Below are 22,007 nucleotides of genomic sequence, written 5' to 3' on the forward strand. Positions count from 1 at the left end.
CAGATGCGTGCAGGGGCATGAAAAAAAGCGCCTTTTTTACATTTTCCCTCTTGCGCGATCGGGCGTGTGCTCATAAAAGGAGCCCATCAGATGCGGGCGTAGCTCAGGGGTAGAGCACAACCTTGCCAAGGTTGGGGTCGTGGGTTCGAATCCCATCGCCCGCTCCAGATTTTCCTTGAAAATTTGGTTCGGTTAAAAATGATCCTTCGGGGTCATTTTTTGTTTCTGGCCTATTCTGTACATTCCAGCATAAGAGTCCAGCCCTGTTCTCCATCAATCTGTTTGGTGGGCGGCACTCTTGCAAACAGGTGCCAGAGGCTCCACTGCATAGCGGCGGACGTGCTTTACCTTAAAATGTAACAGATATTCCATATGGAAGAACATTATACTTGGTCATGCTTGTGCACGACTGGGTCATACAGGGCTTGGATGCGCCTTTTATTTTTAATAAGACGTTTGCAATCCAGTCATTTTGAAGAAGTAACCTTCTTAAAACAGTAGCATGATACCCTATATCCATGCGTGGCAGGGCATGTTACTAAAAGCCATTATGGAATAGTTGGTTTTTTAAAAACGTGTCATTTTATACGGGCCGAATGATCCTGCCCGAGCAGGTCTTCCAGTCAGGTCACAGCTTGGCAGATAGGCACGGAGACTGGCTGTGAGGCTCGCAAAACAGGACTCCCCGTTCCTGAGTGCTGTATGGGAACCCCCTCTGGGACAGAGCAGGGTGTAAGTCGGGAGAGTAGAGTGTGTCCATAAGGACACAGATTCCGTTTCTGCTGTTCCCATCGTAAGGAATCGAAAAAGATAATTTTTTTATGTTGGTGATTTTTAAAAAATGTGACTACAAGCCGTTAAAGCCTTTTAGGCATATCGGTTCAATAATTGTCATGTATAAAATTTTGTCTGAAGGGGAGCCAGTAATTCTATGAGCAAGGCCTTTATTGCCGCAGTGATTCAGGATTCAATCAACTGCACAGGGGTTGCCGCCAACCAGGCTGCGAATGACCTTATTGACGCCATTGTGGTCGAACTTAAGCGTGAAGGCGGGTTTACCCTGCCGTCCTTTGGTACGTTTACAGTGCGTAAGACAAAGGCACGCAAAGCACTGAACCCGCGCACGGGCGAGCCGGTCAAGGTCAAGGCAGGCAAGACTGTTCGCTTCAAAGCCAGCCCCAACCTTAAAAAAGCTGTCTGAGAAAAAACTGCTACCCCTGTTCTTTTCGGGCCGGGGTCTGGCGGGGCCGCACCATGGTAATGGTGCGGCTTTTTTATGGTGGGCAGGTCTAGAGCGTATCGGTTGTAATATCTTCCAGCCTGTCCAGTTTGCGCAGGCCGGGGAACAGGCCCATCCACACCCCGGTTATGACCAGCGTGCCAATGCCCCCCAGCACAACAGCGGCAACCGGCCCCATAACGGCCGCCAGCATCCCGCTTTCAAATTCACCCAGCTGGTTAGATGACCCGATGAACAGCATGTTCACGGCAGAGACCCGGCCACGCATTTCATCGGGCGTGCCAAGCTGCACCAGTGCGCCGCGCACCATCACGCTGATAACATCCGCCCCACCCAGAATGGCCAGCATCAGCACGGATGCGCCAATGGAGCGGGACAGGCCGAACAGAATGGTGGCCACCCCAAAAACGGCCACGGAAGCAAACATCCACCGCCCGGCATGGTGGCCGAGTGGATGGCGGGCCAGAATGGCAGCAACAAGCAGGGCACCCACTGCGGGGGCTGCTCGTAAAAGACCCAGTCCCCATGGTCCGGCATGCAGAATGTCGGTTGCAAACATTGGCAGCATGGCCGTAGCGCCACCAAGCAGCACGGCAAACAGGTCAAGCGAGATCGCCCCCAGCATGGTGGGTTTGCGCCGTAAAAAGGCAATGCCACCAAAAATGGCTGCCAATGTAGCTTTTTGGCGCGGGCGTACAGGTCTGGTCATGACCATGGACCACGTGGCCAGTGCGGCAATGGCAAAGCTGAGTGCGCATAGGGAATAGCAGACCCCGGCCCCCAGACCGTACAGCAGCCCACCAAGGATGGTCCGGCAATGCTCGCGACCTGAAACAGCGAGGACGAAAGTGCCGTGGCACGCGGGAACAGGGCAGGAGGGACAATGGAGGGCAGAAAAGTCTGCTGGGCCGGCATTTCAAACGCCTTGCAAGTGCCAAATATGGCCACCAGCCCGTAAATCATGCCTGCACTCAATTGGTGTGTAAAAGAGGCATAGGCCATAAGTGCTGCCGCCAGCATGGCAATGCTCTGGCAGATCACAACAATTCGCTGGCGGTTGTACTGGTCAGCCGCATGCCCAGCGGGGAAGATGCACGCCATCATGGGCAGGAACTGGGCCAGCCCCACAAACCCTAGAGCTGCTGCACTGTGGGTGAGCGCATAAATCTGCCAGCCCACGGCTACGGCCTGCACCTGCCCGGCAAAGGAGGACAGGGCCCGCGCCCCAATGGCGGCCACCAGACCGGGGTGACGCAGGAGGGAGGGAGTGGGGGCGGAGGGATCGGTCATGGCAATGGTTGCGTTTTATCCAAAACAGAAAAAGACGGACAGAAAGGCACCATCCGTGCGGGCAAGAACACGTGGCGATCAGCCATAACGCCAATCAAAACACCGTATGGACCAGAAACCTTGCCTGCTGCCGCCATGCCATGGGGTATGGATCGGGCGGAAAAAACAGCTTTCCCTCCCATGATCACGCTGGGGTGGGTGGACCTGCTGTCATGAGGGAATGGGAGAAAAACAGGTTCTGGCTGGGGCGGGAGGATTCGAACCTCCGCATGGCGGAATCAAAATCCGCTGCCTTACCGCTTGGCTACGCCCCAATGGCCTGAACTGCCTGCGCCTCTTTTAAGCCGAACAGGGGTCAGTCGTAAAGGCCGCTTGTTGCAAAATTAGGCGTGTGTGGCCGATATTGTCGTGCTGGCAAAAGCAGCGTCCATGTCCGTTACATCTTCCAGATCAGCCAGTCCGTCCTGGTTTGTGTCCGTGTTTCCCCCGGTGGGGAACAGGCCAAACCGCCCGGCCTTGTCCAGCGCCAGATCAAGGGCTGCCATGGTGCTGCCCATGTCCGGGCTCTCGTCTTTTTCCCATACGCGCAGGGTGTGGGTCCATACCGCCACCAGCATGTTCACACGCACAAAGCCGACAACGCCACTGGTGTTGACACCTGCCGCATCGGCTATCCAGCGCATGCTCTCCACCGTAGCCCCTCCGAGCAGTATGGCCAGTGCGGGGTCCATGGGCAGGGTGCGAAAAACAGACTGTAATCCCCCGCGGTACTGCTGGAACACATCCAGCCTGCGCATGAGCAGGTCAAACAGGCGTTCACGCACATCACCGCAGATCATGTCGTCCGCCAGCGCCACATCATCGGCCATGCGGCCAAGGCGGAGCAGGATGCTGGCCTTGAGCGGAAAACGCCGCCGTGCCTCGGGCAGGGCCAGCCCTGCCTGACGGGCTGCTGCCAGCACGGTTACGGAACTCCAGCCCCGATCCTGCGCCAGTGTCAGGGCAGCCGAGACAAGGGCTGTGTCAAAATCGTCATTATCCATATCAAAGACCTGTCGGATGAGCGGTAAGGAGCGGGTGGAGTGGTATTAAAAAACGTGGGAACTCAAAGCATAACCTAGCTGGCCAGCTCCTTGGCGCGGTGCACGGCAGCGGCAATGGCGGCGGAGGTTGTGGCAGGCCACGCCTGCGGGGCCATCATGATCTTGAGTGCCTCTGCCGTGGTGCCGCCGGGGCTGGTGACGTTGCGGCGCAACTCATCGGCATCGGTTGGCAGGGTGTGCAGCATGCAGCCAGCACCGTACAGGGTGCCACGGGCCAGCTTGCGGGCGACCTCGGGGGGGAGCCCCTGTTCCCCCCCGGCTTTTTCCAGCAGTTCGGCCAGCAGAAAAACATAGGCCGGGCCACTGCCGGAAATAGCGGCAACGGAGTCGATCAGCCCTTCCTCTTCCACCCACACGGTTTCCCCCACCGCTTGGAGCAGGGCATCGCAATGGGCTTTCTGTTCGGCAGTAGCGTTGGGGGGCGCATACAGTCCGCTCATGCCCGCGCCCAGAGCACAGGGTGTGTTGGGCATGGAGCGGATAATCAGCGGGTTGGCCTGCGGATTAGCCTGCACGCAGGTCGCACGCAGGCTGGCAATGGTACGCCCCGCCATGACGGAGAGCAGCGTAGCCTGCCCAAAGCGCTGGGCCAGTTCGGCCAGCACCGGGTCCGCCTTTTGGGGTTTGACGGCAACAATCACCACGTCAGGGACAAAATCCGCAGGAACGTCCTGTATGGAGCGCACCACCTGATGGGGGGCGGGCAGCTCCGTTATGTGCCGGTCAATAATAACGGACGGGGCAAGCCCCGCGCGGAGCCAGCCTTCAAGCATGGCGCCACCCATTTTGCCGCACCCGACAAGCAGGATTGAGGGAAGGGTAAAATGCTCGCTCATGTTATGCCTCTCCATGACAGTCCAGCATGGCCGAGGCCAGTGCGTCCGCAGCACTCAGCCCCCCGGTCAGGAAAAAGCGCAGGGCCGGGTAAAAGCGTTCGCACTCGGTCAGGGCAATGTCGATCATGTCTTCAAAAATATCGGTGGCGGTTTCTGTCCCCCGCAGCAGCAGGGCGTGGCGGAAGAGCAGCACACCATCCTCCGTATCCACACTGAAGTGGCCAACCCACACCTGCTCGTTGGCAAGCCCGATCAGCTCGTACAGGGCCAGCCGCATATCCGGGCTTACGCGCAGGTCAAAGGCGCAGGTGAACAGGATGGTACCCAGCTCGGCCGACCACGAAAAAAACAGTCCGTAGTCGCACCATCTGGCCGGGGCTTCGGCCGCCATTTCGGTCGGGGTGCAGCGATCAAAAGTCCACCCATGCCCGACAATGACCTGTTCCATCAGGTCCAGCGGGTTGGTGGGTGGGGTGGTGGAGCCGGTTGTCAGGGCTGGCATGGCATGACTCCCGTGCCTGCGGTCAAAAACAAAAACGGGACGCAAGTAATGGGTGCAGCAGCCTTAGTGTGCGCTGTCTGTGCGCGCACTGGTCAGGTGCTGTTCCAGTGCGTCCACCCGTGCTTCCAGTGCGGCTACGCGGCGTGCGGCTTCTTCCTGCCCGATGCGGGCCTGTGCCGCCAGTTCGCGCATGACCTCAAATTCCTCGCGGCGGACAACCTGCAGGCTGGTCAGCACCTCGTCCACCCGGCTGCGGACAATGGCGTTCATTTCCTCACGCACACCCGTCAGTGCGGACACGGCACCTCCGGCAACACCTGCAAGATCATCAAAAAAGCGCGGTTTGTCAGCCATGCGGGGGTCTCCAATCAATCCGTTATGAGCGCCTAGCAGCCTGTTGCTCTCTGGCCTGGCACGCGTATGGTTCTGACTTTATAAAGAATAAAGGCCCGCACGGACAGAGGCCATGACCCGGTTTCCATTTTTGCTGCCCGGTTTATCCGCATGACGCACATGCGGCTTTCGCGCACGCTCCATTGACCGTTCGGGGTCTCGTTCCCATTATCAATACAAATATGTTGAAAAAACGATGCCCTACGTGACCATGGTTCGTATGGGCAGATGCGGTATGTATGGAGAACAGCATTCTAATGACAACAGTCTTGGCGGAGGGTTTTGGCCCGCTCCGCCTGAACGCCCATGTCGGGGTTATGGCTGGGTGTGGGTGGTGCGCGGCGCTGCCAGATGGGGGTAACACGATGGGGAAGGGGACGGCAGCATGAGTGAGCGCGATCCGTATTCAGTATTAGGTATTGCCAAAACCGCCAGTCAGGATGACATCCGCAAGGCGTACCGCAAGCTGGCCAAAAAATATCATCCCGACCTCAACCCCGGCGATAAAAAGGCCGAGGAGGAGTTCAAGGCCCTTAATCAGGCCAATGACCTTCTGTCCGATGCAGACAAGCGCGCGCGTTTTGACCGGGGGGAAATTGATGCCTCCGGGCAGGAACGCCACCCCGGCTTTGGCGGTGGGGGTTTTGGCGGTGGTGCCGGGGGTTTCGGTGGTGGTTTTGGCGGCGGCTTCCGCCCCGGCGGGGCTGGCATGGGTGGCTTTCAGGAAGAAGACCTGAATGACCTGTTCGGCGGCATGTTCGGCGGTGGCGCACGGGCGCGCCGTGCTGGCCCGCGCAAGGGGGTCGACCGCTCCTTTGCGCTCAATGTCAGTTTTCTGGATGCGGTGAACGGGGCAACCTCACGGGTTAATCTGCCAGATGGTGCCACGCTGGATGTGCGTATTCCACCGGGGATGGAGGACGGCAAGGTCCTGCGCCTGCGCGGCAAGGGCATGCCCGGTGTGCAGGGTGGCCCCGCCGGTGATGCGCTGATTACAGTTACCGTTCTGCCAGACGCCACCTTTACGCGTGAAGGCTCCGACCTGCGTGAAACATTGTCGGTAGACCTGAAAACAGCAGTACTGGGTGGCCCCATTATGGTGCCCACGCCCACTGGTACGGTTAAAATGAACGTACCCGCAGGCTCGGATACAGGCACCGTGCTGCGTCTGCGCGGCAAAGGCGTGCAGGCGCACGGGGGTAAGGAGGCAGGGAACCTTTACGTCCGGCTGGAGGTCAAGGTGGGCAAGGCCGACCCGGCTCTGGAGGCGTTTCTCAAGGACTGGACACCACAGGAAGCTGTGGGCGCCTGATAGCCCTACCTCCCTGCGCCCACCCCTTACACTCGGTAGGGGGCGGATGCGGGGGGCCGGGCCAAGTGGAACAGGTGGCTTAGGGGTCGTTGCGGTAGAGGGGGACGTCCACCTTGTGTCCGTTTGTGTTGGTAATGACAATCTGCCCTGCATTGGCAGAGACCAGCGTCATGGTCAGGGTGGTGTCATGCTGGGTGCCAGACCAGGAGTTCCCGTTTTTTCTGGCAAGGCTGAAGCGGTTTTCGCCAATGGTTGCGGCAAAAACTTCGGGCACATTGACCAAAAGCCGTGCGGCAGGCCCCATGGCCTTGTTGGCCGCTACCGTAAAGGGCGGCACCTCAGCCCGTACGCTCCACGTGCCTGTAAAGCTGGCCGTGGGGTAAGTGGTTTCCGCCTTTGCTGGAGCAGTTGCTGGTGTGTGCGGTGCGGCGAAGGCCGGGGCCGCAGCCAGCCCCAGCATGGCGGAAAAAAGAAGAACGTGTTTCATATCAGCTTCCGTAACAAAAAATTGGCTCTGCCCCATGTGGCGCGTTTGGTAGTACCCCGTCTAGTGCTGCCAGCGTGGGGCAGATGCCCCGGGTGCTTGACGAACACCCATGACAGGACCAAAAAAACCAGTACCCTTTATGGGGCTGCATGATAACCGCGTGGAGGAGAGCATTATGAGTGAGCACCAGACACAAGACCGTGTTGACGCAACCGCTCCCATGCACGAAGGGCAGCCCACGCAGGCACAGCCTGCCGTAGGTGTGGAGGAAAACTCCACGCTTGATTCATCCGCTACGGCTGCGGTGCAGACACAGACGCAACAGGCATTGGCCGAGCCGGTGCACGTATTGCCTGCCACCCGTGCGGACAGCCCCGCTCCGGTCCAGCACCCTGTTGCCCCTCCCGCGCGGGAGGAGAGTATGTCGTTCAAGGAATTTTCGCAGATGGCCGGGGCCATGGCTTTTGTCATCTGCTTTGTGGTGCTGGGGCTGCACGCCATTTCTGTCGCCGGGTATTAAAGTGCTACCGGCTGCGGCCCCTTTGCGCCTTGCCGGTGGGTCTATGGCCCGGTGGTGCGGTGCCTATTCGTGGCGGAGGGTCACGACCAGAACGTCGCGGTAAGCGGGTCGGTCCGGGTCTACGGGTTGTACGGGGGTTACGCCGTGGTACACCCTGTTGTCATTGACAATGGCCGTATCCATTGGGTTGGTCAGGGTAAAGCTCCCAACCTGTTTGTGGTTGAGATCGTGGATGGATGTTTCTCCCCGTGCCACGTTTTCGCGCCGGACCATCACCACAAAAACCCAGTCCACGCCATCACGGTGCAGTCCTTCGGGTGTGGGGCAGCCTGCTGCGTCAGGGCGGGCCTCAATACGGAACTGATGTATTTCCGTATGCCATGAGCGTGGCCTGCGCTGGGGTGGGGTCATGTCCGTAATCACACGCAGGGCCAGACGGAGTATGGCCATCAGGGCCGGGTGTTCGCCAATGGCGGGCAGAACGGGTTTAAACCAGCGTTCTATGCCACCATTCAGGGTATTGTAGTCCCGGCTCTGGTAGTGGGGTTGGTGGGGCTTGCGGGTTATGGTCTCATCCGTAAGCGAGAACGTGGCGTAACGCCTGCGCCGGTAGCGCCCGCCATCGGCCATGTAGCGGTCCACGCCCAGATCGTTCCAGCTTGCGGCAAACGTGTCCCACCCGATTAGACCCGCACATTCCAGAACACTCTGCATGGACTGGGCCTGAAGGAAGGCAAAGCCTTCCTCCTCCAGAGGTTTTTCAACGTCCTGAATAATGGTGTCTGCAAGCGGGGATGCAAAAATAGGCTCGACCATGGCGGTGTCTCTTATGCGTGGGACGGAGGCGGTGGAGCCTGCGGCCGGTTGGGAGCGGAGGTGGGCTGGGCAGGCGGTGCGCTGGGCTGTGCCGGGGCGTCTGCCTCGGTTTCCGCCTCTGTCTGGGGTGGCGTGGGCATGGCATCAAGCGCCATGTGCAGGGGCACGCCGGGGGGCGTGGTGGAGTAGCTTGTGGGAGTGTAGAATTTGACCCCGGCTGCAGCCATGCTCAGGGCAATACGGCGGTAGAACTCGCGCTGGACCTTCCACTTCATCATCGGCGCGGTCTTGATGATCCCGACCAGCACTGCGCCGTTGCCATCGGAACTGTCCACGCCCAGATCGGTGTAGTCCGAGAAGATCATGGCGCGGAAGGCGTCTTCCTTGCGCATGTCGGCAATGGTCTTTTGCATGATCTTGACCACTTTGCCCGTGTCTTCGCTCAGGTCCAGCGTCTGGCGCACGATAATCTGGTTAAAGCCACGTGCGGTATTGGCAATGGAGGTCACGGAGGAGAAGGGAATGATGTGCAGGTCACCATCAAACGAGCGCACACGCAGGGTGCGGATGGAAAGATGTTCTACCGTACCGGCAATACCCCCGGTTGTAACCCAGTCCCCCACCTGGATGGCGTCTTCAGCCAGCATGAAAAAGCCGGTGATCACGTCCTTGACAAGGCTTTGTGACCCAAAGGACAGACCAACACCCAAAATACCAGCGCCCGTAAGCAGCGGCGTAACATTGATCCCGATCTGGGAGAGGGTGGTCACTGCCACAAAGATGATGATGACAGTCAGCAGCACGGTGCGGATAATGGGCAGCACCGTGCGCAGGCGTGCTGCCCGTGCCTCCTGTGCGCTGGCGGAATAGCGCGAGATCTGCTTGTTCAGAATACTGTTGACCGTCTCCCACGCGACAGCGGCAATGCTCATGCCCACCAGCAGGCAGGCTGCGGCCCCAACCAGCCGCAGACCAAGGGCTGAGTGGAGGAAAAAGTCAAAGGTGGGAATGCTCCAGCTTTGCGCAATGCAGATTGCAGTGGTCAGGATAATGGCGATTGTCATGATCTTGCGTACGAACGGATAGTAAAAATCCGCCCGTTTTTGCAGGTCCGGGTACTGGGCCTGCAACTCCGGCCCGACGCGGAACAGGTGGTCCTGCAAGCCATAAACCAGCAGCGCCAGCACGCGGGAGACAATCAGGCACAAAAAGGTCAGCAGCGTGCCATGCAGAATCCATTGGTAGCCGCCCTTCAGATGGGCCGCCCACACAAACCACAGTGCTAAGTCCAGAAAGATGATGGGCACCCACCACAGCTTGGCCAGCGAGCCTGCAAACGCTCCTAGAGCATTTTTGCGCATGCCGGGCGAGGGCTGGAGCGCACGGGCCACAATATGGCGGATACGCCAGATAAAGGCGGCAATCAGCAGGTGTTCAATCAGCACCACGCCGCGCATCATGGCCTCCACCCCTCGTGTATCCAGGTCAAACTCGCGACCAAGGATGGACAGGCAGATCACAATGGAGGGGGCGGCCACCAGCACGTTCCACCACCGGGTTAGCAGTCTGGCGGTATCATCTGGCATGGGCACCAGACGGATGGCGGGGGAGCGGGGGACCAGCACGGTCTCAATAACCAGATACAGGCCACGGGCTATGGCGTAGGCATTGACCAGTGTGAGTGCCACCGTACGCGCCTGCTCGGTGGATGTCAGGAATTCCGCGCCAAGGTAGCCAAGCAGCAGGCACACCCCCACAGGCAGCAGCTTGAGCAGGAAGTGCATGAGATTATACGGAACCCGCACAAGGTAGCGCAGCACTTCGTTCCCGCGGCGCTGGTCTTTTTCGCGCGTTTGGGTCGTGTCGGGGTCGGCGGGAGTGTCCGCATCAACGTCCGTGCTCGACTGGGGGGGCGTCTCCTGGAGCTGGTTTGCGGTCTGCCGCGCCTCGCGGGCTTCAGCCAGCTTTTTTACGGCGGTCAGGGGGCTGCGCAGGCCAATGCTGGCGGCACGCTCCGCAACCAGTGCCAGTGCTATGATCAGCAGCGCACGGCCAAAGGAATCCAGCAAGGACTTGCGGGACTGCGGGTTCTGCACCTCGTGGCGGAACCACGATGCAACAGACCCCAGATCCTTGAACAGGCTGGTAAAGTTGTTCACGTATTCTGTGGCAGTATTGCCCAGATCATCCAGTTCGGAATGAACGGAATTGTCTATGACCGCAGGTGAGGCCGCAGTAGCTGTGGCCGCCTTGGGCGCGTCGGGCAGCCCTTTGGCCATGAGCGAGAGGGTTTTTGTAAATTCCGCACGCTTTTGCGGATCATTGAGCACATTCAGGAGCTGCTGGGCATCCTGCTGGCTAAGCCCCCCCGCAGGTGCGCTGGCCTGCGCATCCGCAAAAGCGGGGCTTTGCGGGAGCATGAGCCCCAGCCCAAGCAAGAGCACACAACAGCTTTTGCATATCCAGGAAAATAAAAAATACCGGTCCCGGCTGTGTGCTGTCATGACCTGCCATGTCCTTTGCTGAACGCTCTGGGGGTTTTGCGCTACGCGCCTGATGTTGGTCTCAGGGTAGGAGCCAAATCAGGCGGTATCAAGACCACCAGCCGGTTCAACTGTTATTCGGGCAGGGGCAAGGGGTCAGTCGTGGGGGGTAAACGGCACAATCTCGGCTGGTTTGGTGTGGCGCAGCACCAATGTGCCTGCAATCATGTCATGCAGGCCCTGCTTGCGCTGGGTAAAGGCGACCATCAACACCCCGATATAAAAAAGCGGGAAGGACAAAAATGCCTTGATGACAAACCGGAGCAGTGCGCGCAGGTGCGAGATACGCTCCCCGGTGAGTGACACAACTTCCATCCGGAACAGCCGCTTGCCCGGCGTTGCCCGGAAGGAGGAGGCCTCGAACAGCACAAAATACAGCATGGGCAGCAGGCTGAGCATAATGCCGAAGGTATGCCAGTCCGACCCCGCATGCAGGTGTGGTACCAGAATGGAAACAGGGTGCGCCTGTGGGAGCGATGTGGCGGCGATGTTGACCACATCCACTGTTTGGCCTGAGCCATCGGGGATGGGCAGTTCCTCCCAGTCCACATTGATCTTGGGGCCAAAAAACAGGCTGAGGACGCCCTCGACCGTGGTCAGGATGATCGCGTCAATCAAAAAAGCCCATACACGCCACCAGAATCCCGCATAAATCCAGACGTCAGACTGGTGTTGTGGCGTACCCCATGGGGCAGGTCCACCCACGGAGGGCTGCGGTGCAGCGCCCCAGCCGGGCGGAGGCGTAATGCTGGACATGGTCAGGCTCCCTGATGTGCCGCGAACAGGTAGGTCATCCGTAAAAAACGGAACACTCAGCTACGGTATGAGCCGTTGATGTCGATATAGCCATGCGTCAGGTCACAGCTCCATGCGCGGGCCGTACCGTTGCCCAGACCCAGATCCACGGCAATATCAATGTCCTGCCCCTTCATGTGGGCGACAACCGGGGTTTCATCATACCCTTCGGTTACGGTGCCGTTGCGGGCAATGCACACACCGCCAATGGACACGCTCAGCGTATCTCTGTCGGCGGGTTCGCCACATTTGCCCACAGCCATGACCACGCGGCCCCAGTTGGCATCTTCCCCCGCAATGGCGGTTTTGACCAACGGGGAGTTGCCAATGGCCATGGCCACACGCCATGCGGACTCGTCCGAGACAGCGCCACTGACCGTAATGGTCATGAGCTTGGTCGCCCCCTCACCATCGCGGATGACCAGCAAGGCCAGTTCACGCAGCAGGTCGTCCAGTGCTGTTTTGAATTCCGCCAGAGCCGGGTCGGTCAGGGCGTCCACCGTGTCGGCCACGGGAGCATTGCCCGCAGCCCCGGTGGCAAATAGCAGCACCATGTCGGAAGTGGAGGTGTCGGAATCAACCGTAATGCAGTTGAAGGTGGTTTTGACCCCAACCCGCAGCAGGGTTTGCAGGACGGAGGCAGGCAGGGCGGCATCTGTTGCGACAAAGGACAGCATGGTGGCCATGTCTGGCGCAATCATGCCGCTGCCTTTGGCAATACCCTGAATAACCACGTCCGTGCCGTTGATCCGCGTTTTGCGGACGGCTGCCTTGGGGAAGGTGTCCGTGGTCATGATCCGCGTGCGGCTGCGTCCCACCCCGTATCGGACAGGGCTGCATGCAGGGCAGGCAGGGTGGTGGTAATGCGCTCGGCGGGCAGAATTTCGCCAATCACCCCGGTGGAGGCCAGATAAACTTCTTCCGGTGTACAACCTGCTACTTCGGCTGCGGCCTGCGCGGTTGCGGCACATGTCTGCCGACCTGCACGGCCGGTGAACACATTGGCGTTACCAGCATTGACCACCAGAGCACGGGCCTGCCCGGTAGGCAGCACGGCACGGCACCAGTCCACAGGTGCTCCGGGGCATTTGGACTGGGTAAACACCCCGGCAACCGTGGTGCCGGGTGTGAATTCGGCCAGAACCAGATCGGTCCGGCCCTTGTAGCGGATGCCCGCCGCAGCGGCGCCAAGCCTTACCCCACGGACAATGCCAAGCTCAGGCATTGGCCGGGCAAGGGGAGAAACGGGGAGAGGCTGCGCCATCTGGCGGTATCCTTGGCAGGTATCAGACCCGCGTGCGCAGGCAGGGCCAAGGCACGCGGCGTCTGGTGTTGGGGTGGAGTATTTTACTTTTTGGGTGCGGTTGCGCCAGCGCCAGCAGCAGGTGCATCTGGCAGCGGCTTGCCGGTGGTGGGGTCAAAGCGCACGATTTTTACACCGGCTGCGGCTTTTTCCACGGCTTCACGCACGTATTTCTGGATCAGGGCCTGACGGATCTTGTCATGCACGGCGTCCAGTGTGGGGGTCGGGTCTGTGCGCGTGTCCAGCACCTGAATGACGTGGTAGCCATACTGGCTCTGCACCGGCTTGGAGCTGATTTCCCCCTTTTTCATGGCGAAGGCGGCGTCGGAGAATGCGGGGATCATGTCACCCTTTTTGAACCAGCCAAGGTCGCCACCGTTCTGTGTAGCACTGCCCTTGTCGGTCGAGACTGTGGCTGCCAGCTTGGCAAAGTCCGCACCGCCCTTGAGCTTTTTGATAACGTCGTTGGCTTCGGCTTCGGTCTTGACCAGAATATGGCGTGCGTGAACTTCCTGCTCGGCAGGTTTGCCCACGTAGTTCTCATTATAATACTGTTTGATGGACTCATCAGACAGATGCGGCATCACCTGCTGGGACAGCCATGCGTTCTGCAGGGCATTGTCTGCTGCGGTCTGCATCAGCTTCTGGGTATCGGGCTTTTTGTTCAGCCCTTCTTTCTGCGCCGTAATCAGGATGGCTTTCTGGTCTGCCAGCTGGTTGATCAGCATGGGGTAGACCAGGGTCGGGGGGAGCTGGCGCATCTGCGGCGGCATGGTGCCCATGGCGTTCTGCACATCGGCAACAGTGATTTTTTCACCATTAACGGTGGCGACAACCGTATTCGGGTCAGTGGGCTGGGCCGGTGCCGCGGAGGCCGCTGGTGCCGGAGCCGCTGCAAAGGAGGGAGCACACAGCATGGAGGAACCGAGCAGGGCAGTGGCTGCCAACCGAACGCGTAGGGAATAAACCGCATAGGACAAAACCTTAAAGTCGGTAAAAACAGTCCGATATGTATGAAGGAGGCTACCCGCCCCGGCAACCCCTGTTTCGTCCGGATATGGGGTCGAGGTAGCAAGCTTGGTTGACCGAACCCCTGCCCGGTCCTATTTTGCAGGGCAAGCCACGCAAAACGCCTGTGTCTTTCGCCCTGTCCCGCTCTATTTTTGCGGGGGATGCAGGGTGGGGGACAAGGCCGCACTGTTCTGGAAAGGTGTTCATGCTTTCTCGCTTCGTCCGCGCCCTGTTCGGCACAGCCAATGACCGGACGCTCAAGGCTTTCCAGCGCCGTGTGTCGGAAATTAACGCCCTGGAGCCTGAGATACAGGCTCTGGATGATGCTGCTCTTGCAGCCAAAACCACGGAATTCAGGGACCGGCTGGCCAAAGGTGCCACGCTTGATGACCTGCTGCCCGAGGCCTTTGCCGTTACGCGTGAGGCCTCGCGCCGTGTGCTGGGTATGCGCCATTTTGACGTGCAGCTCATTGGCGGCATGGTTCTGCACTCCGGCCGTATTGCGGAAATGCGCACGGGGGAAGGCAAAACGCTGGTGGCAACGCTGGCTGTGTATCTGAGCGGCCTTTCGGGCAAGGGCGTGCATGTGGTCACGGTCAATGACTACCTTGCCTCGCGCGATGCGGCGGAAATGGGGCAGCTTTACAGTTTTCTTGGCCTGACTACGGGTGTGATCGTGCCCAACATGCCCGACGAACAGCGCCGTCTGGCCTATGCTGCGGATATTACCTACGGCACGAACAACGAGTTCGGGTTCGATTATCTGCGCGACAACATGAAGTACCAGCTGGGCGAAATGGTCCAGCGCCCCTTCCACCACGCCATTGTGGACGAGGTGGACTCGATCCTGATTGACGAGGCGCGGACCCCGCTCATTATTTCCGGTCCGGCGGAGGATAGCTCCGACCTGTACCGGGCGGTGGACAGCGTGGTGGCCCTGCTTGTGCAGGATGAGACCACTTATGAAAAAGACGAAAAATTCCGTACCGTCATCCTGACCGACGCAGGCTCGGACAGGGTCGAGGACCTGCTGCGCACGGAAGGCGTTCTGGATGAGGGCGGGCTGTACGACCTGCACCACGTGGCTGTTGTGCACCACGTCCAGCAGTCCCTGCGGGCGCACACCCTGTTCTCGCGCGATGTGGATTACATCGTGCGTGACGGCAAGGTCGTGATTATTGACGAATTCACGGGTCGCATGATGGAAGGCCGCCGGTATTCCGATGGTCTGCATCAGGCGCTCGAAGCCAAGGAACACGTGGACGTCCAGCAGGAAAACCAGACGCTGGCCTCCATTACCTTCCAGAACTTTTTCCGCCTCTACCCCCGCCTTTCGGGCATGACCGGCACGGCCATGACCGAGGCCGATGAATTTGCGGAAATCTATAATCTGGACGTGGTGGCCATCCCCACCAACCGCCCCGTGGCGCGTAAGGACGAGGATGACGAGATATACCTGACGGAGGCGGAAAATTTGCCGCTGTCGTCAAGCTCATCCACGAGGTGCACCAGCGCCAGCAGCCCATTCTGGTCGGCACCACCTCGATTGAAAAGAGCGAGGCCCTGTCCGCCCTGCTCAAGAGCGAGAACATTCCCCACCACGTGCTCAATGCCCGCTTCCATGAGATGGAGGCCAAGATTGTGGCGCAGGCCGGGGCACCGGGGTCCATTACCATTGCCACCAACATGGCTGGCCGTGGGACGGACATCAAACTGGGCGGTAATGTGGACATGCTGATCGGCCAGCAGCTGGGCGATGTGGAGGATACTCCCGAGCGCGCCGCTGCCGAGCAGGAAATCCGTGACCGCGTAGCCCGTGACCATGCCATTGTGCGTGAGGCAGGCGGGCTGTACGTCATCGGCACCGAACGGCATGAAAGCCGCCGGATTGACAACCAGCTGCGCGGCCGCGCCGGGCGGCAGGGTGATCCGGGTAACTCCAAGTTCTTCATCTCGCTTCAGGACGATCTGATGCGGATCTTCGGGTCTGATCGTATGGGCGGCATGTTCCAGAAAATGGGCATGCAGGAGGGCGAGGCCATTGTTCACCCCTGGCTGAGCAAGGCGCTGGAGCGCGCGCAGAAAAAGGTCGAAGCCCGTAACTTCGACATGCGCAAGAACACGCTCAAGTATGATGATGTGATGAACGACCAGCGCAAGGAAGTTTACGCCCACCGGCGTGAGTTCATGGCGCAGGATGACGTGTCCGCCATTGTGGCCGAAGCGCAGGACGATGTGACCGATACGCTGGTCGCCCGCCATATCCCTGAAAAATCCTTTGCGGAACAGTGGGATGTAGAGGGGCTGACCCAGCAGGTCCACAAGGTGTTCGGCCTTGACCTGCCCATTGCTGACTGGGCGCGTGAGGACGGTATGGACGCCGAGGGCGTGGCCGAGCGGATCAGTCAGGCGGTCACCCAGTCTCACGCCGCGCGGGCTGCCAATATTGGCCCGGATTTGATGCGGTTCATTGAAAAGCAGATCCTGCTGACAACGTATGATGCGGTGTGGAAAGAGCACCTGCACGCGCTCGACCAGCTCCGTCAGGGCATTGGCCTGCGCGCCTACGGGCAGAAAGATCCGCTGAACGAATATAAGCATGAAGCCTTCCAGCTCTTTACCTTCATGCTAGAAGAAATGCGCCAGCGCGTTGTGTCGCTTATGGCGCATGTGGAGGTCTCCCCCCCTCCCATGGAGGACCCCTTTGCGGATACGGCAGCCATTCATGCCGACCCAGAGGTCGCAGGGTATGCCTCCGAACCCGGTACCGGGCTTACGCCGGGTGCCGCGCCGGAAATGGCCGTGCCCATCGGGGGTAGCGCCATTATGCCGGATGATCCGTCAAGCTGGGGAGAAACCCCCCGCAACGCGCCATGCCCATGCGGATCGGGTAAAAAATACAAGCATTGCCACGGGCAGCTAGGCTGAATACGGCCCGCCAGATGGCAGGACAGGTAAGGTAAGGAATATGGCTGGTCATTCCCAGTTCAAGAATATTATGCACCGCAAGGGTGCGCAGGACGCCAAGCGCGCCAAGCAGTTTGGCAAGATCATCCGTGAGCTGACCGTGGCCACGCGCTCCGGCCTGCCCGACCCCAACTCCAACCCGCGCCTGCGTGCGGCCATTGTGGCTGCGCGTGAGGTCAACATGCCCAAAGACACCATCGAACGTGCCATTAAAAAAGCATCCGGTGGCGCTGGCGGCGATGATTATGTGGAAATGCGCTACGAGGGGTACGGCCCCGCAGGCGTTGCGGTGATTGTGGAAGCCCTGACGGACAACCGCAACCGCACTGCATCCGAGGTGCGGGCGGCATTTTCCAAATCCGGTGGTTCCATGGGGGAGACCAATTCCGTCTCCTTCATGTTCCGCAGGCTTGGGGTGATTGCCTACCCTGCATCCGTCGCTTCCGAAGATGACATGCTCGAAGCCGCGATTGAGGCCGGGGCAGAAAACGTGGTCTCTACGGACACCACGCACGAAGTCACGTGTGAGGTGGAATCTTTCTTTGCCGTTAAGGACGCGCTGGAAGCCCGCTTTGGTGAGGCAGAAAGCGCAAAGCTGGACTGGCGGCCCGAAAACACCGTGACCTTGGATGAGGAAAAGGCCCGCAGCCTGTTCAAGTTCCTCGATGTTCTGGAAGACAACGATGACGTCCAGAATGTCTATGCCAATTTTGACCTGCCGGATGATCTGGCGGAAAAACTGTCGGCCTGATTGTGGTACGTCTGCTCGGCATTGATCCCGGCCTGCGGTTTACAGGGTGGGGCGTGATTGATGTCGAGGGCAACAGGCTCCGGCACGTGGAAAATGGCGTGATCGCCACCAACAGTGCCGACAGCGTGCCTGACCGGCTTAAAGTCCTGCATGACAATCTGCATATGCTGATCGAACGCCTCCAGCCTGCTGAGGCGGCGGTGGAGGAGACGTACGTCAACCGCAACGGGGCTGCGACCCTCAAGCTGGGATATGCCCGTGGGGTGGCCCTGCTGGCCCCCGCCCTTGCGGGGCTGAGTGTGGCCGAATACGGCGCGCTGGCGGTTAAAAAAGCGGTGGTCGGCACCGGGTCTGCCGATAAAAAACAGGTGGAAATGATGGTGCGCAGGCTTCTGCCGGGGGTGGAGGTCATACGGGCCGATGCGTCGGACGCACTGGCTGTGGCCATCTGCCATGCCCACCACCGGGCCAGTGCCCGCCACATTGCAGCGGGAGTGCGCATGGCATGATTGCGTTTTTGTGCGGGTTGGTCATTCAGGTGGACCTTGGGAGCTGTGTGGTGGATGTGAACGGCGTTGGCTATCTGGTCGCCGCCTCCACCCGCACACTGGCGGCCCTGCCCAGTCCGCCCGAAAAAGCACGGATTCTGATCGAGACCGTCGTGCGTGAGGACGCCATTCTGCTCTACGGTTTTTCCGAAAGTGCGGAGCGGGAATGGTTTCGTCTGCTCACAGGCGTGCAGGGGGTCGGGGCCAAGGTGGCGCTGGGTATCCTGTCCGCCCTGTCGGCCGGGGAGTTGGTGGCGGCCCTGACTACATCAGACAAGGCCAGCCTTATGCGTGCACCCGGGGTCGGGGCGCGGCTGGCCGAACGGATTTTGACCGAACTGCGCGACAAGGCAGGCAAAATGCCCGGCAACAAGGGCGGCTTTACCGTGCCGGTCATGGCAACCCCTGTGGGCAGTATAGAGGCCGACGCCTTATGGCGCTGGCAGGGCTTGGCTTCCGCCGTATGGAGGCTGCACCGGTTGTACGCCGTGTGATGGAGGCTAACGGGCCAGACGCTACGCTGGACACAGTGCTGCGTGACAGCCTGAAGGACCTTGCCCGATGAGCCCCGAGTTCACCCCCGAGCGCGAGATTGACGCGACCCGTCAGGGGGAGGACGCGGGGGAAGCAGCGCTACGCCCACAAACCCTGTCCGACTTTACGGGGCAGAAGGCGAGCCGCGAGAACCTGTCTGTTTTTATCCATGCCGCCCGGAACAGGGGCGAGGCACTGGACCATGTTCTGCTGCATGGCCCGCCGGGTCTGGGCAAGACTACGCTGGCCCAGATTGTGGCGCGCGAGCTTGGGGTGGGGTTCAGGGCTACGTCCGGCCCGGTTATCCAGCGCGCAGGGGATCTGGCGGCTATCCTGACCAACCTGCAACCGCGTGACGTGCTGTTTATTGATGAAATCCATCGCCTCCAGCCCGCCATTGAGGAAATTCTCTACCCCGCCATGGAGGATTTTCAGCTCGACCTGATTATTGGCGAAGGCCCGGCCGCCCGCTCGGTGCGGATTGACCTGCCCCCCTTTACGCTGGTTGCGGCCACCACCCGCGCGGGTTTGCTGGCAACGCCGTTGCGCGACCGTTTTGGCATTCCGCTACGGCTGGTGTTCTACACCCCCGAGGAACTGGCCCGCATTGTAGCGCGTGGGGCGGAAAAGCTGGGCTTTGCCTTATCTGCCGACGGGGCGATGGAAATTGCACGCCGCTCACGCGGGACGCCCCGCATTGCAGGGCGGCTGTTGCGCCGGGTGCGCGACTTTGCCTCCCTTTCCGTACCCGAGGGGCAGGTGGTGGAGCAGGCTGTGGCGGATGCCGCCCTGACACGGCTGGAAGTGGACGCGCTGGGGCTGGATGGCATGGACCGGCGCTACCTGCGGCGCATAGCCGAATATCATCACGGTGGCCCCGTGGGGGTGGAAACACTGGCTGCAGCCTTGGCCGAATCGCGCGATACGCTGGAAGATGTGATCGAGCCGTTCCTTATTCAGGAAGGGCTGGTCCTGCGCACCAGCCGTGGCCGCGTGCTGGGCGAGCGGGGGTGGAAGCATCTTGGCTTGACGCCTCCCCCCAGACCGGAAAACACTGCCGGACCCCAGATGGACCTTCTGGCGGATGATGAGGAAGCTCCATGAGCAGCCACTCCATAGATTTTCGTGTTTATTATGAGGATACGGATGCGGGGGGCATTGTGTACCACGCCCGTTATCTGGCCTTTGCCGAGCGCGCCAGAACCGAGGCCATTCGCAGTTGTGGCATGCCTGCCTCTGGTCTTTTGCATGATTACGGACTTGTGTTCGTGGTGCGTGACGCAAAGCTGACCTACCGCATGCCCCTGCGGCTGGATGATGTGCTGACCATTACAACACGGCTTACATCGCTCCGTGCAGCCAGTTGCAGGCTGGAGCAGATTGTCACCCGCGGGGCCGACGTTGCGGCCGAAGTGGATGTGGGTCTGGCATGTGTGCGTGCAGCAGATGGACGTCCTGCCCGATTTCCGCCTTTATGGCATGATCTTCTGAGCCGGTTGGCACCGAAGGACTAAAAGCGCCTCTTCTGCTTTTTTACGGAAAACAGTAAGAAGCAGCAGTGTTGGGCCGTGAGCAATCTCGCCCGAGTCGGAGACTGGTGGCCCGCAACGGGTGCAGAGGCAGGAGGCATTATTGGATCGTGCGGTTGATGCGGCAAATCTCGGCGTAAGCGCGGCGGGAGACCTGTCGGTCTGGGCGTTGTTTATGAACGCCTCACTTGTGGTTAAGCTGGTTATGCTGGGGCTGCTTTTGTGCTCCATCATGGTCTGGGCCATTATTATCGACAAGTTTGTAACAATCCGGCGGATCAACCGCGCGGCTTCAGGCTTTGAGGACCGTTTCTGGTCCGGTGGCAGCCTGGATGATCTGTATGAGAGCGATGGCGCAAAGCCCGTAAGCCCAATGGCTGCCGTATTTGGCGCGGCCATGGGGGAATGGCGGCGTTCGGCCCGTATTCCCGGTGTGGATCTGGTGCGTGGTGGGGTCAAGGAGCGCGTGGACCGCGCCATTGGCATTACCATCACGCGGGAGATGGACCGCCTACGTCGCTGGGTAATCTTTCTGGCAACTGTTGGACCTGTGGCGCCGTTTGTCGGGCTGTTTGGCACGGTGTGGGGGATCATGCATTCCTTCAGCTCCATTGCAGCCGAGCACAACACCAACCTGAGCGTTGTAGCACCCGGTATTTCCGAAGCGCTGTTTGCCACCGCTATTGGCCTGCTGACCGCTATTCCCGCCTATGTGGCGTATAACGTGATCAGCAACAGCATGGATCTTTTTGAGGACCGGCTGGAAGGGTTCGGCACGGAATTTGCCGCCATTCTCTCCCGCCAGTCTGAAGAAAGGGTCTGAGCATGGGCATGTCGTCTGGAGGGAGTGGCCGCCGCCGCAGGCGGCCCATGGCCGACATCAACGTGACGCCCATGGTGGACGTCATGCTGGTGCTGCTGATCATCTTCATGGTCACATCCCCCATGATGACCAGCGGCGTCAATGTTGACCTGCCCAAAACCGATGCCCGGCCGGTCAACTCGGACAGCAAGCCGATTACCGTGTCGATCAAGGCCGATGGCAGCCTCTATCTGGGGGATGCACCGGTCACCACGGAACAGCTTGTGGCCCAGCTCAAGGCCGCTGCGAACAATGACTCCGACCACCGCATTTTTGTGCGTGGTGATGCCCATATCGATTATGGGCAGGTCATGCAGGTCATGGGTCAGATTACCGCAGGTGGATTTACGCATGTGGCTCTGCTGGCGCAACAACCCGCCAGCTCCGGGCAATAAGCCATCCGGTCGGGTGGAGAGGTACGAACACGATGCCCATGGCACGGCCACGCCGGTCTGATCAGCTTATGCTCAGGCGGTCTCTTTATGTGTCTGGTGCGGCGCATATCGCAGCACTTGTGGCACTGCTGATCTCCCTGCCGCCGCCCAAGCCGCCGGAGGAACCGCCACAGCCTACGGTCGAGATGGAGTTCGAGCCATCGGACGCGCAGGATGGTGGCCCGTCCGCCAAGGCTGACAAGCCCGCGGATGAGCAGCGCCCGCCCGCGC

Annotated in this window: 18 protein-coding genes, 2 tRNA genes and 5 pseudogenes; 13 read left to right on the forward strand and 12 right to left on the reverse strand. The window is 60.0% G+C overall.

Annotated elements, in window-relative coordinates; all coding sequences use genetic code 11:
- Positions 1 to 92 precede the first annotated feature (92 nt).
- Together JCM25146_RS06980 and JCM25146_RS06995 are read left to right on the forward strand one after the other, a co-directional pair.
- Positions 93 to 167: transfer RNA gene (locus tag JCM25146_RS06980), tRNA-Gly, on the forward strand.
- A 764-nt stretch (positions 168 to 931) separates the two neighbouring features.
- On the forward strand, positions 932 to 1,201 hold the full coding sequence (locus tag JCM25146_RS06995) for an HU family DNA-binding protein (protein WP_025826862.1): 270 nt from the start codon (positions 932 to 934) through the stop codon (positions 1,199 to 1,201).
- Positions 1,202 to 1,289: 88 nt separating this feature from the next.
- Here JCM25146_RS06995 and JCM25146_RS17900 read toward each other — a convergent pair.
- The 6 genes and pseudogenes from JCM25146_RS17900 to JCM25146_RS07030 form a co-directional block, all read right to left on the reverse strand.
- Positions 1,290 to 2,530: pseudogene (locus tag JCM25146_RS17900) on the reverse strand (MFS transporter).
- A gap of 239 nt (positions 2,531 to 2,769) precedes the next feature.
- Positions 2,770 to 2,844: transfer RNA gene (locus JCM25146_RS07010), tRNA-Gln, on the reverse strand.
- 69 nt (positions 2,845 to 2,913) lie between these two features.
- A complete protein-coding gene (locus JCM25146_RS07015; RefSeq protein WP_025826866.1) occupies positions 2,914 to 3,573 on the reverse strand; it encodes a TetR family transcriptional regulator in 660 nt (219 codons plus the stop codon).
- Between the two features lie 74 nt (positions 3,574 to 3,647).
- Positions 3,648 to 4,469, reverse strand: coding sequence for a pyrroline-5-carboxylate reductase (gene proC / locus JCM25146_RS07020; RefSeq protein WP_025826867.1), 822 nt, complete (start codon positions 4,467 to 4,469; stop codon positions 3,648 to 3,650).
- Position 4,470: 1 nt separating this feature from the next.
- Positions 4,471 to 4,971: a type III secretion system chaperone family protein gene (locus tag JCM25146_RS07025; protein ID WP_025826869.1), complete on the reverse strand. Its 501-nt coding sequence runs from the start codon at positions 4,969 to 4,971 to the stop codon at positions 4,471 to 4,473.
- Positions 4,972 to 5,034: 63 nt separating this feature from the next.
- Positions 5,035 to 5,325: an accessory factor UbiK family protein gene (locus tag JCM25146_RS07030; RefSeq protein ID WP_025826871.1), complete on the reverse strand. Its 291-nt coding sequence runs from the start codon at positions 5,323 to 5,325 to the stop codon at positions 5,035 to 5,037.
- Positions 5,326 to 5,749: 424 nt separating this feature from the next.
- On the opposite strand from JCM25146_RS07030, the gene JCM25146_RS07040 reads away from it, so the two are divergent.
- The gene (locus JCM25146_RS07040) at positions 5,750 to 6,676 is read left to right on the forward strand and encodes a DnaJ C-terminal domain-containing protein (RefSeq protein ID WP_025826873.1); all 927 of its coding nucleotides are present in this window, start codon (positions 5,750 to 5,752) and stop codon (positions 6,674 to 6,676) included.
- A 79-nt stretch (positions 6,677 to 6,755) separates the two neighbouring features.
- Here JCM25146_RS07040 and JCM25146_RS07045 read toward each other — a convergent pair whose 3' ends face one another.
- Positions 6,756 to 7,163 (reverse strand): hypothetical protein, encoded by a 408-nt coding sequence (locus JCM25146_RS07045; protein ID WP_148299003.1) that lies wholly within the window; start codon positions 7,161 to 7,163, stop codon positions 6,756 to 6,758.
- 109 nt (positions 7,164 to 7,272) lie between these two features.
- On the opposite strand from JCM25146_RS07045, the gene JCM25146_RS07050 reads away from it, so the two are divergent.
- On the forward strand, positions 7,273 to 7,683 hold the full coding sequence (locus JCM25146_RS07050) for a hypothetical protein (RefSeq protein ID WP_148299004.1): 411 nt from the start codon (positions 7,273 to 7,275) through the stop codon (positions 7,681 to 7,683).
- A gap of 63 nt (positions 7,684 to 7,746) precedes the next feature.
- Here the strand turns inward: JCM25146_RS07050 and JCM25146_RS07055 are convergent, their stop codons facing one another.
- From JCM25146_RS07055 to JCM25146_RS07075, 5 genes and pseudogenes are all read right to left on the reverse strand, one after another.
- Positions 7,747 to 8,499, reverse strand: a complete 753-nt coding sequence (locus tag JCM25146_RS07055; protein ID WP_025826880.1) for a 2OG-Fe dioxygenase family protein — start codon at positions 8,497 to 8,499, stop codon at positions 7,747 to 7,749.
- An 11-nt stretch (positions 8,500 to 8,510) separates the two neighbouring features.
- Entirely contained in the window at positions 8,511 to 11,003 is a 2,493-nt protein-coding gene (locus JCM25146_RS17910) for a mechanosensitive ion channel domain-containing protein (protein WP_081774784.1), read from the reverse strand.
- Between the two features lie 135 nt (positions 11,004 to 11,138).
- Positions 11,139 to 11,798 carry an RDD family protein gene (locus JCM25146_RS07065; RefSeq protein ID WP_025826882.1) on the reverse strand — a complete coding sequence of 220 codons (660 nt, stop codon included), beginning with the start codon at positions 11,796 to 11,798 and terminating at the stop codon, positions 11,139 to 11,141.
- 56 nt (positions 11,799 to 11,854) lie between these two features.
- Positions 11,855 to 13,101: pseudogene (gene argJ, locus JCM25146_RS17915) on the reverse strand (bifunctional glutamate N-acetyltransferase/amino-acid acetyltransferase ArgJ).
- 83 nt (positions 13,102 to 13,184) lie between these two features.
- A complete protein-coding gene (locus JCM25146_RS07075) occupies positions 13,185 to 14,057 on the reverse strand; it encodes a peptidylprolyl isomerase (RefSeq protein WP_025826884.1) in 873 nt (290 codons plus the stop codon).
- 299 nt (positions 14,058 to 14,356) lie between these two features.
- Between JCM25146_RS07075 and secA the strand changes: the two are divergent.
- From secA to JCM25146_RS17930, 9 genes and pseudogenes are all read left to right on the forward strand, one after another.
- Positions 14,357 to 17,079 (forward strand): annotated as a pseudogene (secA, locus tag JCM25146_RS17920) (preprotein translocase subunit SecA).
- Positions 17,080 to 17,119: 40 nt separating this feature from the next.
- Positions 17,120 to 17,869 (forward strand): YebC/PmpR family DNA-binding transcriptional regulator, encoded by a 750-nt coding sequence (locus JCM25146_RS07085; RefSeq protein WP_025826886.1) that lies wholly within the window; start codon positions 17,120 to 17,122, stop codon positions 17,867 to 17,869.
- Between the two features lie 2 nt (positions 17,870 to 17,871).
- Positions 17,872 to 18,378, forward strand: a complete 507-nt coding sequence (gene ruvC, locus JCM25146_RS07090; RefSeq protein WP_025826888.1) for a crossover junction endodeoxyribonuclease RuvC — start codon at positions 17,872 to 17,874, stop codon at positions 18,376 to 18,378.
- Positions 18,375 to 18,982, forward strand: a pseudogene (ruvA, locus tag JCM25146_RS17925) (Holliday junction branch migration protein RuvA). The gene ruvC and the pseudogene ruvA overlap by 4 nt, the downstream one beginning before the upstream one ends.
- Positions 18,979 to 20,055 carry a Holliday junction branch migration DNA helicase RuvB gene (ruvB, locus tag JCM25146_RS07100; RefSeq protein ID WP_025826890.1) on the forward strand — a complete coding sequence of 359 codons (1,077 nt, stop codon included), beginning with the start codon at positions 18,979 to 18,981 and terminating at the stop codon, positions 20,053 to 20,055. The pseudogene ruvA and the gene ruvB overlap by 4 nt, the downstream one beginning before the upstream one ends.
- Positions 20,052 to 20,465: a tol-pal system-associated acyl-CoA thioesterase gene (ybgC, locus tag JCM25146_RS07105; RefSeq protein WP_025826891.1), complete on the forward strand. Its 414-nt coding sequence runs from the start codon at positions 20,052 to 20,054 to the stop codon at positions 20,463 to 20,465. The genes ruvB and ybgC overlap by 4 nt, the downstream gene beginning before the upstream one ends.
- A 97-nt stretch (positions 20,466 to 20,562) precedes the next feature.
- Positions 20,563 to 21,303: a protein TolQ gene (gene tolQ, locus JCM25146_RS07110; protein ID WP_025826892.1), complete on the forward strand. Its 741-nt coding sequence runs from the start codon at positions 20,563 to 20,565 to the stop codon at positions 21,301 to 21,303.
- A gap of 2 nt (positions 21,304 to 21,305) precedes the next feature.
- Complete coding sequence (tolR, locus tag JCM25146_RS07115) at positions 21,306 to 21,737, forward strand: protein TolR (protein ID WP_025826893.1); 432 nt, start codon at positions 21,306 to 21,308, stop codon at positions 21,735 to 21,737.
- A gap of 32 nt (positions 21,738 to 21,769) precedes the next feature.
- A pseudogene (locus JCM25146_RS17930) lies at positions 21,770 to 22,007 on the forward strand (energy transducer TonB); the annotation flags it as partial.

The sequence above is a fragment of the Acetobacter okinawensis JCM 25146 genome (assembly GCF_000613865.1).
Lineage (GTDB): Bacteria > Pseudomonadota > Alphaproteobacteria > Acetobacterales > Acetobacteraceae > Acetobacter > Acetobacter okinawensis.

What these genes read in the sequence shown, in the direction of transcription:
- JCM25146_RS06995 (WP_025826862.1), top strand. Translation starts at nt 932, where the DNA reads ATGAGCAAGGCCTTTATTGCCGCAGTGATTCAGGATTCAATCAACTGC.
- JCM25146_RS07015 (WP_025826866.1), bottom strand. Translation starts at nt 3,573, where the DNA reads ATGGATAATGACGATTTTGACACAGCCCTTGTCTCGGCTGCCCTGACA.
- proC (WP_025826867.1), bottom strand. Translation starts at nt 4,469, where the DNA reads ATGAGCGAGCATTTTACCCTTCCCTCAATCCTGCTTGTCGGGTGCGGC.
- JCM25146_RS07025 (WP_025826869.1), bottom strand. Translation starts at nt 4,971, where the DNA reads ATGCCAGCCCTGACAACCGGCTCCACCACCCCACCCACCAACCCGCTG.
- JCM25146_RS07030 (WP_025826871.1), bottom strand. Translation starts at nt 5,325, where the DNA reads ATGGCTGACAAACCGCGCTTTTTTGATGATCTTGCAGGTGTTGCCGGA.
- JCM25146_RS07040 (WP_025826873.1), top strand. Translation starts at nt 5,750, where the DNA reads ATGAGTGAGCGCGATCCGTATTCAGTATTAGGTATTGCCAAAACCGCC.
- JCM25146_RS07045 (WP_148299003.1), bottom strand. Translation starts at nt 7,163, where the DNA reads ATGAAACACGTTCTTCTTTTTTCCGCCATGCTGGGGCTGGCTGCGGCC.
- JCM25146_RS07050 (WP_148299004.1), top strand. Translation starts at nt 7,273, where the DNA reads ATGACAGGACCAAAAAAACCAGTACCCTTTATGGGGCTGCATGATAAC.
- JCM25146_RS07055 (WP_025826880.1), bottom strand. Translation starts at nt 8,499, where the DNA reads ATGGTCGAGCCTATTTTTGCATCCCCGCTTGCAGACACCATTATTCAG.
- JCM25146_RS17910 (WP_081774784.1), bottom strand. Translation starts at nt 11,003, where the DNA reads ATGACAGCACACAGCCGGGACCGGTATTTTTTATTTTCCTGGATATGC.
- JCM25146_RS07065 (WP_025826882.1), bottom strand. Translation starts at nt 11,798, where the DNA reads ATGTCCAGCATTACGCCTCCGCCCGGCTGGGGCGCTGCACCGCAGCCC.
- JCM25146_RS07075 (WP_025826884.1), bottom strand. Translation starts at nt 14,057, where the DNA reads ATGCTGTGTGCTCCCTCCTTTGCAGCGGCTCCGGCACCAGCGGCCTCC.
- JCM25146_RS07085 (WP_025826886.1), top strand. Translation starts at nt 17,120, where the DNA reads ATGGCTGGTCATTCCCAGTTCAAGAATATTATGCACCGCAAGGGTGCG.
- ruvB (WP_025826890.1), top strand. Translation starts at nt 18,979, where the DNA reads ATGAGCCCCGAGTTCACCCCCGAGCGCGAGATTGACGCGACCCGTCAG.
- ybgC (WP_025826891.1), top strand. Translation starts at nt 20,052, where the DNA reads ATGAGCAGCCACTCCATAGATTTTCGTGTTTATTATGAGGATACGGAT.
- tolR (WP_025826893.1), top strand. Translation starts at nt 21,306, where the DNA reads ATGGGCATGTCGTCTGGAGGGAGTGGCCGCCGCCGCAGGCGGCCCATG.